The organism is Nocardioides nitrophenolicus (genome assembly GCF_016907515.1).
GTDB classification, from domain to species: domain Bacteria; phylum Actinomycetota; class Actinomycetes; order Propionibacteriales; family Nocardioidaceae; genus Nocardioides; species Nocardioides nitrophenolicus.
On the sequence record NZ_JAFBBY010000001.1, the window covers coordinates 3,842,117 to 3,854,044 of the forward strand.

The following is an 11,928-nucleotide window of genomic DNA, read 5'->3' on the forward strand; positions in this document are numbered from 1 at the left end:
CGGGTCAGGCCTCCGCGTGCGTACGACGGCGCCCACGGAGCACCGCGAACAGGACGCCGCCGGCGAGCAGGAGCAGGCCGAGGACCGTGATCAGCGTCGTGCCGGCGCCGCCGGTCAGGGGGAGGTCGAAGCCGGCGTTGTGGGGCACGTTCTCGATCGTGATGCTGACGGTGGCGGGGTCGGCGCTGGTGACGTCGACCTGGACGGGTTCGGCGAGGAGCTCGAAGCCGTCGGGAGCCTTGGTCTCGACCAGCCAGTAGGAGCGGTAGTCGGGGTCGCCGATCTCGAGCGCTCGGCCGTCGGCATAGCTGGAGTAGCGCAGGCCGCTGATCACCGCGCGGCCGTCGGCACCGGTGGTCCAGGTGTCGACGCCGTCGATGACGATCGGGTCGCGCTGGGCGCGAGCGTCGGCCTCGCTGGCGTAGACCTGGAACTCCGCGCCGGCGAGCGGGTTCCCGGCGGCGAGGGCGGCGCCGCCGCTGCTGCTGTCGGCGACCTTCTCGATCACGATCACGCCCCAGCGGCTGTCGACCGGAGGCGTGACGACGGGTCCGCCGGGCTCGCCCGGCTGGTGCTCGGTGCTGGCCTCGTTGGGGTAGACGATCGCCTCGTTGGTGATCGTGCCCGTGGCATTGGCGGTGGTGGTGAGGACCACCTCGACCTGGGCGTCGGGCGCGTTCGCGGCGAGGATCTCGCGACCGGCGGCGGTGAACTCGACGGTGACGGTGTTGGTCGCGGCGTCGTGGGTGATCGTGTAGTCGGTGCCCTCGGTCAACGCGGCGTCGTTGGTGAGCCGCACCGTGGCGGAGCGGTAGTCGAGCCGCTCGTCGAGCCGGTCGACGATGCGGTAGAGGTCGATCTCCGCCACGCGGGGGATGTCGGCGGTGATGGTCCACCTCACGTCGTCGCCGAGCTTGACCGAGTCGCTGTCCTCGACGGTCTTGGTGGCGCCGGTGACGGCGTTCTTGGGGTAGACGTGGACGTCGTAGAGCCAGGTGTCCCGGTCCGTGGGGTGGGTCAGAGGCAGTGTCACCAGGAACGGCTTCGACGGCGTGACGCCCGCCGGATAGCTGGTCTCGGTCACCAGGTAGAGGCCCAGCGGCAGGTCGGTGAAGTCGACGTCGCCCGCGGCATCGGTCGTGCCGGTGCGCCCCGGGGTCTCGGCGCGTGCCGCCGCCTGCTCCTCGGTCAGGGCGGCCGCCTCGCGCCAGCCCGCGTTGGTGGTCAGGTCGATGCCCGAGACCCGCTGCACGGTGAACTCGACGCCGGCGATCGGCTTCTGGCCGGTCATGTCGGTCTCGAGCCCGTTGGCCGGAGGGCCGAAGTCGTCGGGCTGCTCGAACTTGTGGAGGTGCAGGGAGGCGGTCGCGTCCGGGTCGATGTCGACGACGGGTGCCGCCTGGGCGGTGCCGAAGCCGCCGAGTCCGGTCGCGCCGATGCCCAGCAGGGCCAGCAGGACCGCGCTCAACGCGCGGCGGAGAGAGGTGGGCACGGGATGACTCCTCGGGATGGTGTGACGGGTGGGTGAGGCGGATTCGTCCGCGAGGTCAGGCACGACGCGCTCGACGACGCAGGGCGGTGCCGACCGCGGCGGTCAGCAGGAGCAGCGCCCCGAGAAGGCGCAGCTGTGCGACCCCACCGCCGCCGGTCGCCGGGAGGACGATCGTCGGCGCGGGCGTGGGGTGGTCGGTGGTGCAGCCGGCGGGGTCGGCCCCGGGGGCGCACCGCTCGGGCGGCGTGGCGCCCTCGCCGGTGACGACATTGCGCAGCGTGCGGGCCCAGGCGTCGTCGTCGACCCGCACCTGGTAGCGCAGCCGGGCGGTCTGCCCCGCGCGCAACCGGAACGAGGCAGTGCGCAGCGTGGTCCCGCTCGGGTCGGGAACCGCGATCGGAGCGCCGCCGTCGACGGTCAGCGTCGCGGAGCCCGCGACGAACGACGCGCTGTCGAGGACGGCGCTCAGGTCGTCGGTCAGCACGACGTCGGGAACGACCCCCCGGCTGACGGAGGTGTCGACGAGGTAGGTCACCACGGAGCCGGGCTGCACCTCGGTGCCGCTCGCCGGCTCGGCGGTCTTGCCCACGCTCCAGGCAGCGTCCTGGACGGGGTTCTCGGTGCAGTTGTTGGCCGGCGTGCACGGCGGGTTCGTCGGGTTGCCGGGCACGAGCAGGTTGCGCAGCACCCGGTCACCGAGGTCGACGGCCCGCTTCACGCGGACCTGGTAGGTCACCGTCCGTGTCTGGCCGGCCGGCACCGAGCCGCCGATCCGGATCCGGTCGCCCGCGCGGGTCGCGGTGAGCGGGGCCTGCGGCGTCAGCGAGCCGTCGACGAGCTCGGCGTCGTCGAGGACGCCGGTCAGCACGTCGGTGTGGTCGACGGGTGCCGCCCGGCGCCCGGCGGTGTTGTCGAAGCCCAGCGTGTAGGTGACCAGCTGGCCGGGGGAGACCGCGGTGCCGGCACGGGGATCGACGGACTTGGTGAGCGCGATCGGCCGCTCGACGGGGGTGTTGGTGAAGCGGCAGGTGAGCCGGGTGCTCGCGGGGAACGAGGTGATCCGGATCGTGGCGCCCGTCCCCGACGAGTACGTCGCCCCGGTGTCGGCGTTCGCGCAGCGCCAGGTCGTGGTGTAGTCAGCGAGGCCGCCGGCGCGGGTGGAGGCCTCCCGCAGCTCGTAGGTCGCCCCGGTGAACCCCGGCACCGGGCCGGCCAGGACCGGCTGGACACCGGTCGCCGTACCGGTCGTCGTGGCGGTCGCGGCGGTGGTCTCGCCCGCGTTCGTGATCCGGTGGATGCTCAGCCGGAACTGGTCGTCGGGCAGGTCGCGGCCCACGACGTCCTTCTCGAGCCGCAGGGTGCCCGGGGACTGGCAGGAGGCCAGGTCGGAGCCCCAGGTGACATTGGTCCGCACCAGCGGCGAGATCGGCCGCAGCGTGTTGGGGTCGAAGGTGCGGTGGCTCGTGACCTGGGTGTCCGGGTCGAGGGCCTGGGCCACGATCGCGCCGGTGGAGTCGAAGGCGATGCCGTTGTAGGACATGTTCGGCGGCGTGTCGATCGTCTCGGAGACCGCCGACGGGTAGATCGGGTCACCGTTGGTCGGGGCGCTCTCACCGCGCTCGCGGGTCACGGACAGCAGCTGGGAGCGGCCGTTGCCGGAGAACAGGAAGTAGAAGTTGCCCTGGTCGTCGAAGTCGATGTCGCCGTTCATGGCGCCGTTGCTGACCACGACGCCGGCCGGCAGCGCGATCGTCGCCCGCAGCCCGACGCCGGTGGCCGGCTTGTACTCGAAGACGTCGATCGCCCAGCCGCTCGGGAACCGGCTGTCACCCGGCCGGTCCTGGACGTTCATGAAGTAGTAGGCGCCGTTGAGGGGGTGCACCGCGCCGCCGATGGTCTTGAACGTCTTCTGCTCCCTGGCACTGGTCCAGCGCCCCGTGTCGTACCAGTAGTTGGTGGCCACGCGGGTCCCACTCGTCGCGCCCGGCGCCATCCGGTAGACGTCGACCAGCCACCGGTCCTGCGCGGCGACGGTGCTGCGGACCACCCGTGGCTGCACGGCGTAGAACGTGCCGTCGGGCGCCACCCCGAGCGCGTTGGCGGCGCCGTAGGCGCTGGTGGTCGGTTGCTGGGGGCCGTTGTCGATCGGCGTGGTGACGCCGAGCGCGCCGACGGTCGTGAGCGCCGCAGGCGGCACCGGGGGGCTGCCGGTCATCTGCGCCCGGTGAATGGTGCCGGGGAAGGTCAGCGCGTAGTAGAGACCGGGCTGGCAGTAGGGGCCGGGCGCGGCGGCGGCCGCTGCGGCGGTGGTGACGAAGGAGGCTCCGCGCGATGGCGTGGCCGCGGCAGGCAGCGCGAGCAGCCCGACGGCGACGAGCACGGCCAGTGCGATCGCACCGGTGTGTGCTCGCCGGGCAGGGCGAGAGGTCCGCATGTGGCTGTGATCCCCGATGAGTCGATGAGATGGCTTCGGAGACGTCGGCGATGACGTCCGCCACCGGGGAAGGGGGGATCCGGGGGCGCGGCTCCAATCTCGCCTCGGGCGGCACGCTGAACGAAGCCCAGAGCCGCCTGGTTGCGCAGAACGTCGATTGCGCGGCGGCGGTCGACGATCTGCGAAGAGTTCTCGCTCGATGCTGGTGGCGTCTCCGGTGTTCTCGGAATCGTCGCCCCGGTGCAGCGCTCGACGGCAGGCTCGATGGGGGGACGCATGTCGAAGTCTCGGTTCACACGACGCGCGGCGATGCTCCTCGCCTGCGTGCCGGTACTCCTGGTCGGCCTCGTGGTGGTCGCCGTGACGAGCGCCCCGCGGGCGGTCGCGGCGCCGGCACTCGACTGCAGCCAGGTCTACGGCCTCCAGATCCCCTACCCCTACACGATCTGGCAGGTCGACACGATCAGCGGCGCCCAGAACCCGGTGGGGCGGATGAACTGGTCCAACCAGACCTACGGCTTCAACGCGATGGGCGTCTCCGGCGACGGCGGCGCGGTCTACGCGGTGCTGGCCACCACCAACGCCAGCGACGGCAACCAGCGCTACGTCGCGACCTACACCCGGGCCACCGACTCCTACCGGCTGCTGCGGGTCGCCAACGGGCTGCAGTACACGCACGGAGCGTTCAACGCCGCGACCGGGATCTACTACTACGGCGGCATCGACTCCGCGGGCGTCGGTCGGCTCTACGGCTACAACCCGGCCACCAACACCGACCTCGGCCTGGTCGCCACCGGGTCGATCCCGGGCGGGAGCAACGGCGACATGGCCTTCGACGCCCAGGGCAACCTCTACCTGTCGGCCGGCGACAGCAACGGCAACAACATCGTCCACGTCATCAAGGACGCCCTGCCCACCACCCGGGTCGGCACCCCCCTCACGATCCGGCCGACCGAGCTCGCCCGCGTCCAGACCACCGCGGGGCAGCCGATCGTGGGGCTCGCCTTCGCCGGCACCGGCTACCTCCACGTCGCGAGCCGGGCCACCATCTTCCAGGTCAATCCCACCACCGGCGTCGTGGTGCACAGCGCGCCGATGCCCGAGGCCAACCGGCTCGGCGACCTGGGCTCGTGCGCAGCGCCCAACACGATCGAGGTGGCCAAGGACTTCCCCGGCGGCCGCAAGGACGCCGGCGACCAGGTCACCCTCTCGGTCACCGGCGGCGGGATCAGCCGGGCCAACACGGCGACCACGGCGGGTGACGCCGACGGCGTGCAGCCCCAGGTGGCCGGCCCGGTGATGGCGCTGACCGGCACCCGCTACACGATCACCGAGACGGGAAGCGGCTCGGGGCTGCCCGACTACCGCAGTCGCTGGACCTGCGTCGACCAGAACGCCGGGGATGCGGTGATCGCCTCCGGCACCGGTACGACGGGCAGCTTCGTCATGCCCGACGGTGGCAACGACGGCGTGGCCGCGCTGTGCACGTTCGCCAACGAAGCACTCCGGCCGGCCCTGACGATCGAGAAGACCGCCGACCGCAACGAGCTGGTGGCCGGGGAGACGATCACCTACTCGTTCGAGGTGACCAACACCGGCAACACCCCGCTGCGCGACATCCGGGTCGACGAGACCTCCTTCGACGGGGCCGGCGAGGTCTCCGCCGTCTCCTGCCCGCAAGGCGAGGTGGCGCCCACCACGTCGGTGACCTGCACGGCGACGTACGTCGTCCAGCAGGCCGACGTCGACAAGGGCCGGATCACCAACGCCGCGACCGCGACAGGTACGCCGACCACCGGCGGCGACCCGGTCACCTCACCGCCCGACGACGCGAGCGTCCCCCAGGATCCGCTGCCGGGGATGACGCTGGTCAAGACCGCCGACCGCGCCGAGGCGCAGCGTGCCGGCCAGGTGATCACCTACTCGTTCCGGGTCACCAACACCGGCAACGTGACGCTGCGGGACCTGACCATCGACGAGTCGGCGTTCAACGGCAGCGGCACGATCTCGCCCGCCACGTGCCCGGTGACGAGCCTGGCCCCGCGGGCCACCACCACCTGCACGGCGACCTACACCGTGACCCAGGCCGATGTCGACGCGGGCGTCGCGCTGGTCAACACCGCGACCGCGGGGGCGACCACGCCCGGCGGCGCGCCGGCCAGGTCCGAGGAGTCCTCGGCGACGGTCCGGGTGCCGGCCGACCCCGAGCTCGACCTCGAGAAGGTCGACCGGATCGACCTCGGCCCCGACGGCGTACCGACGGCCGGCGACGTGATCACCTACACGTTCTGGGTCACCAACCGCGGCAACGTGACCATCGACGACATCGCGATCGACGAGCAGCAGTTCACCGGCACCGGCACGCTCTCGCCCATCGACTGCCCCTCCACCGGGCCGCTGGCGCCGGGACGCCAGCTCAGCTGCACGGCGACGTACGCGCTGACCCAGGCCGACGTCGATGCCGGCAAGGTCGACAACACCGCGGTCGCGACCGGCACCGACCCCAGTGACCGGCCGGTCACCTCGCCGCCGTCCACGACCGGTGAGCCGATCGAGAACGCGCCGCGCCTCGAGCTGGTCAAGACCGCGCTGCCGGTCGCGGCCACGCGCGCCGGCGAGGTGGTCAGCTATCAGTTCAAGATCACCAACACCGGCAACGTCACCGTCCACGACGTCGGTGTCGACGAGACGGCATTCTCGGGGCGGGGTGCGCGGCCCGACGTCTACTGCCCGCCCGCCGCGGCCTCGCTTCGGCCGGGGAGCTCGGTGACCTGCTTCGTGCGCTACACGCTGACCCAGGCCGACATCGACCGCGGCGACGACGTGACCAACACCGCTCGGGCCACCGCGAGCGACCCCGGCAACGAGCCGGTCGTCTCGCCGCCGAGCACCGCGCTGGTCGACATCGAGGCGGCGCCGGCGATCACCATCGCCAAGTCCGCCGACACCCGCACGCTGGCACCGGTCGGCAAGACCGTGGGCTACTCCTTCGTCGTCACCAACACCGGCAACGTGACGCTGCGCGATGTCGTCGTCACCGAGGGCGACTTCACCGGGGCCGGCCCGATGTCGGCGATCAGCTGCCCGGAGACCACGCTCGCGCCGGACGCGTCGATGACCTGCACGGCGACCTACGTCGTCCAGCAGGCCGACGTCGATCGCGGCACGCTCGACAACTCCGCGACCGCGAGCGGCACGCCGCCGAACGGCCCGGCCGTCACCTCCGACCCCGGCCGGGCCCGGCTCACCGAGGCTCCCGCGCCGCGGCTGAGCATCGACAAGCGCGCCGATCGCCAGGTCGTCACCCGGGCGGGCGAGGTGATCGACTACTCGTTCGTGGTGACCAACACCGGCAACGTGACGCTGCGCGAGATCACCGTCTCCGACACCGACCTGAGCGGCGCCGGCGACCTGTCGGCCATCGCCTGCCCAGCTGAGCCCGCCGCGCTCATCCCGGGCGCCTCGACGACCTGCACGGCCACCTACACCGTCACGCAGGCCGACATCGACGCCGACGTACCCCTGACCAACACCGCGACGGCCGGCGCGACTCCGCCCCAGGGCGACCCGGTCACCTCGCCGCCCGACGACGTCGCGGTCGGCGTCGTCCAGAACCCGGCTCTCACGTTGACCAAGTCGGTGACCCCCGACGACCGGCTCACCGCGGGAGAGACGCTGAGCTACTCGTTCGTCGTCACCAACGCCGGCAACACCACCATGCGCGACGTCGACGTCACCGAGACCCAGTTCACCGGCGCCGGCCGCCTCAGCGACATCGACTGCCCGACGAGCACCCTCGCGCCGGGCCAGCAGATGACCTGCACGGCGACCTATGTCGTCCAGCAGGCCGACGTCGACGCGGGCCGGGTCTACAACGCGGCCAACGCCTGGGGGCGCGACCCGCAGGGCGGTGAGTACGGCTCGGGGCCCGCCGAGGCCGCCGTACCGCAGGACCCGGACCCGCGCCTCCACCTGGTCAAGTCGGCCGACCGCGACGAGATCACCGCGGCCGGGCAGACGATCACCTACACGTTCGCGCTCACCAACTCCGGCAACGTCACCATCGCCGACTGGCACGTCGACGAGGTCGCGTTCAGCGGGTCCGGCACGATGAGTCCGCTGACCTGCCGCACCACCACCGACCCGCCGGCCGACCCGGGGCCGCGGCTGGCGCCCGGCGCGACCGTGCTGTGCACGGCGACCTACGAGACGACCCAGGCCGACGTCGACGCCGGGGGCCGGCTCACCAACGCCGCCGTCGCCGGCGGGACGGCGCCGGGTGGCGCCGACGTCGCGTCGAACCGCGACGCCGCCGCCGTGCCGGTCGTGTCCGACCCGTCGCTCGCCATGGTCAAGTCGGCCGACACGACCGAGCTGGTCGCGAACGAGACGATCACCTACTCGTTCGCGGTCACCAACACCGGCAACGTCACCGTGGGCGACCTGGCCGTGCGCGACACCTCGTTCTCCGGTTCGGGCGAGCTCTCGGCGATCAGCTGCCCGGTCACGACCCTCGCGCCGCGGGCGCAGACGACGTGCACGGCGACCTACACCGTGACCCAGGCCGACGTCGACGCCGGCACGCTCGACAACACGGCGACCGCCGCGGGCACCCCGCCCGGTGCCGACGCGCCGGTCGTGTCGCCGCCCTCGTCGGTGTCGCTGCCCGCCGACCAGGCGCCCGCGGTCGCCCTGGACAAGTCGGTCTCCCCGACGCAGGACGTGGCGGCCGGAACCGAGCTGACCTACTCCTTCGCGGTCACCAACACCGGCAACGTGACGTTGCGCGAGGTGACCATCGCCGAAGGCGACTTCTCGGGCAGCGGCACGCTGTCGGCGATCAGCTGTCCCACGGAGCCGGTGGCGCCGGGTGCGTCCGTCACCTGCACGGCGACCTACACGGTGACCCAGGCCGACGTCGATGCCGGGTCGCTGACCAACACCGCCACGGCGGGCGCGACCCCGCCCCACGGTGAACCGGTCGCCTCGCCGCCCGACACCGAGACGCTGCCGATCCCGGCGCGGCCGGCACTGAGCCTGGTCAAGAGCTCCGACGCCACCGGCCTGGAGGTCGGCCAGGTGGTGACCTACTCGTTCGCCGTCACCAACACCGGCAACGTGACGCTGCGCGACGTGCGCGTCCAGGAGGAGGAATTCTCCGGCTCCGGCGAGCTGTCGCCGATCACGTGTCCGCCGGGCGACCTCGCGCCGCGAGCGCAGCTCACCTGCGTGGCGACCTACACGGTGACCCAGGACGACGTCGACGCCGGCGCGCTGACCAACACCGCCACCGCGAGCGGTACGCCGCCCAGGGGCGAGCCGGTCACCTCGCCGCCGTCGTCGGTGACGATCGAGGAGGCCGGCACCGCCGCACTGACCCTGGTCAAGACGGCCGACCGCACGGTGCTGCGCGCGGGCGAGACGGTGACCTACTCGTTCGTCGTGACCAACACCGGAACGGTGCGGCTGCGCGAGATCGTCGTGACGGAGACGGCGTTCTCGGGGTCGGGAAAGCTGTCCGCCATCAGCTGTCCGGGCACGACCCTGGCGCCGGGCGCGGCGATGACCTGCACGGCCACCTACGTGCCGACCCAGGCCGACGTCGATGCCGGCAGGCTGCGCAACACGGCGGCCGCGACCGGAACGCCCCCGCGCGGCCCGGCCGTGACGTCGCCACCGGCGGGAGTCGAGCTGCCGGCCGACCCGAAGCCGTCCCTGACGCTGGTCAAGAGTGCCGACGTCCGCAAGATCCGGGCCGGCGATCGCGTCCAGTACTCCTTCGTGGTGACCAACACCGGCAACGTGACCCTGCGTGACGTCGCGGTGCACGAGGTGAGGTTCTCCGGTTCCGGGAAGCTGGGCGCCGTGCGGTGCCCCGACCTCACCGGTGGGCTCGCCCCCGGGCAGCAGGTGGTGTGCACGGCGAGCTACCGGGTGAGTGCCGCCGACCTCGACTCCGACCTGCGCAACACCGCGTCGGCGAGCGGGTCGACGGGCGGGGGCGTCCGGGTGGACAGCGCTCGCTCCTCGGTCCGTCTCGAGCCGGTCGGGCCGGGGAAGCCGGGCAAGGCGACCACGTCCGGTGGCGGACTCCCCGACACGGGCTCCCCCGTGGGCTGGCCGGTGCTGGCCCTGGGCCTGCTCCTGCTGCTGGCGGGCGGGGGCATCCTGTCCCGGCATCGTCGGCGCTGATGGGTCGGGAGCGGTGGGTCCCGCGGAGGATCCCGACGGCCACGCCCCGACGGCCGCGCACCTCGCCGGTCTTCGTGACCGCGGGCGTGCTCACCTTGGGGGTGGGCCCGACCCTGATGTCCTGGGCCGGAGCGCTGCCGGGAGCCCTGGTCCTCCTGCCCGGACTGGGGCTCCTCCTCCTGCTCGCCTGCCTCGACCGCGCCCGGCCGTCGGACGCGAGCGTGGCGGGCCGCGTCCCCTCGTCGTACGGCCCGCAGGACGCCACCGGTCGAAGCCGATCCCGCGTCCGGAGTTCGAGCGACCGAACCGTTGGGTAGGCTCCGTCGGGTCAGGCCGGCTGAGGTAGGGGGATGCAGGATCGTGATGACAGCCTGGGGGACGGCGTCGATCGGGAGACGAGGCCGAAGGCTGGTGGCGTCGATGTCGGCGCTGCTCGTCGCGGTGACCCTGCTCGTCGCCGGGCACGGCACCCTCGCCCCGGCCCAGGCCGCACCCACGACCCCGGCGGTCGTCCGGCTCCCGGCCGCGAACAAGCCGAACCCGGCGTACGTCGTCAAGCCCGGCATCACCTTCAACCACCCGTTCCGCGACGGGCAGCGGGGCAAGATCCACCGCAAGATCGTCAAGACGCTCAAGAACGTCCCGGCCGGGGGTCGGGTCCGGGTGATCACCTGGAACTTCGACTCGCCGTACCTCGCGCGCAAGTTCATCGCCGCCCACGAGCGCGGCGTCTCGGTGCAGATCATCATGTCTCGCGGGCTGGCCCGCTCCCAGGGCGGCAACCTGGCCCGCTCGTACCCGATGATGATGCGCGCCTTCGCCCGCGGCGACGCGGACCGGCCGGCGGAGCTGAAGAGCTGGATCCGCACGTGCAAGCAGACCTGCCGCGGCAAGAAGGGCTCGATGCACTCCAAGCTGATGCTGGTCGACCACTCGGGCGCGAGCAACTGGATCGTGATGCAGGGCTCCGGCAACTTCACCGGCGCGGCCGCCGTCCAGCAGTTCAACGACTGGACCACGGTCACCGAGAACCAGGCGCTCTACGACGGCTGGATGCACATGTGGGACCAGGCGACCCAGGACCGCAACTTCCCGGCGCTGAGGTTCACCACCGGCAACATCACCACGATGTTCGCCCCCCACAAGCGGGAGGTCGACCCGGCGCTGAGCGTGCTCAACAAGGTGCAGTGCCTCGGTGCCACCAACACCGCCAGCGGCCGCACCAAGGTCCGCATCGCGAACGCGGTCTGGGGCGAGGCGCGGGGCGCCCGGATCGCGCGGAAGGCCCGTCAGCTCGACCGCCAGGGCTGCGACGTCGAGATCGTCTTCATGATGATGCAGCGCCACATCCGCGGCATCCTCAAGGGGATGCGCGCCAAGCAGATGGTCTACATCACCGGGCTGACGGCCAACAAGTTCAAGGACCGCTACGTCCACATGAAGGGCCTCGCCGTCCAGGGCAACGTCGACGGCCGCACCGACGGCAACGTCGTGCTGTCGAGCAGCGAGAACTGGACCCAGCTCGGCTGGCACTCCGACGAGGAGAACATCATCATCCGCGACGACGCCGCCATGACCGCGAAGTACGTCGCGCACGTCGACCTGATCTACCGCGAGGCGCCGCGCACCCTGAGCAACTACGTCAACTCCGCCGACCCGGACCCGGACCCGCGGCCCGACCGCTACCACGACCAGGGCTACCTCGGCCCGAAGGACTATCCCTTCCACGAGCTCGAGGCCGAGCTCGACTGAGCGGATCACCCAGGCGAGGCCACGCCCCGCGCACCCTCCGGTGCGCGGGGCGTGGTGC

Annotated in this window: 4 protein-coding genes; 2 read left to right on the top strand and 2 right to left on the bottom strand. The window is 72.2% G+C overall.

All coding sequences use genetic code 11. The features are described 5' to 3' along the window. Nucleotides 1-4 precede the first annotated feature (4 nt). Both JOD66_RS18610 and JOD66_RS18615 read right to left on the bottom strand, forming a co-directional pair. Entirely contained in the window at nucleotides 5-1,492 is a 1,488-nt protein-coding gene (locus JOD66_RS18610; RefSeq protein ID WP_204838315.1) for a SpaH/EbpB family LPXTG-anchored major pilin, read from the bottom strand. Nucleotides 1,493-1,547: 55 nt separating this feature from the next. Then, nucleotides 1,548-3,926 carry an isopeptide-forming domain-containing fimbrial protein gene (locus JOD66_RS18615; protein WP_204838316.1) on the bottom strand — a complete coding sequence of 793 codons (2,379 nt, stop codon included), beginning with the start codon at nucleotides 3,924-3,926 and terminating at the stop codon, nucleotides 1,548-1,550. 276 nt (nucleotides 3,927-4,202) lie between these two features. Here JOD66_RS18615 and JOD66_RS18620 point away from each other — a divergent pair, with 276 nt between their 5' ends. Next, nucleotides 4,203-10,118 carry a CLIPPER-2 domain-containing protein gene (locus JOD66_RS18620; protein ID WP_204838317.1) on the top strand — a complete coding sequence of 1,972 codons (5,916 nt, stop codon included), beginning with the start codon at nucleotides 4,203-4,205 and terminating at the stop codon, nucleotides 10,116-10,118. 420 nt (nucleotides 10,119-10,538) lie between these two features. Further along, a complete protein-coding gene (locus JOD66_RS18625) occupies nucleotides 10,539-11,870 on the top strand; it encodes a phospholipase D-like domain-containing protein (RefSeq protein WP_239546532.1) in 1,332 nt (443 codons plus the stop codon). The last annotated feature ends 58 nt before the right edge of the window (nucleotides 11,871-11,928 follow it).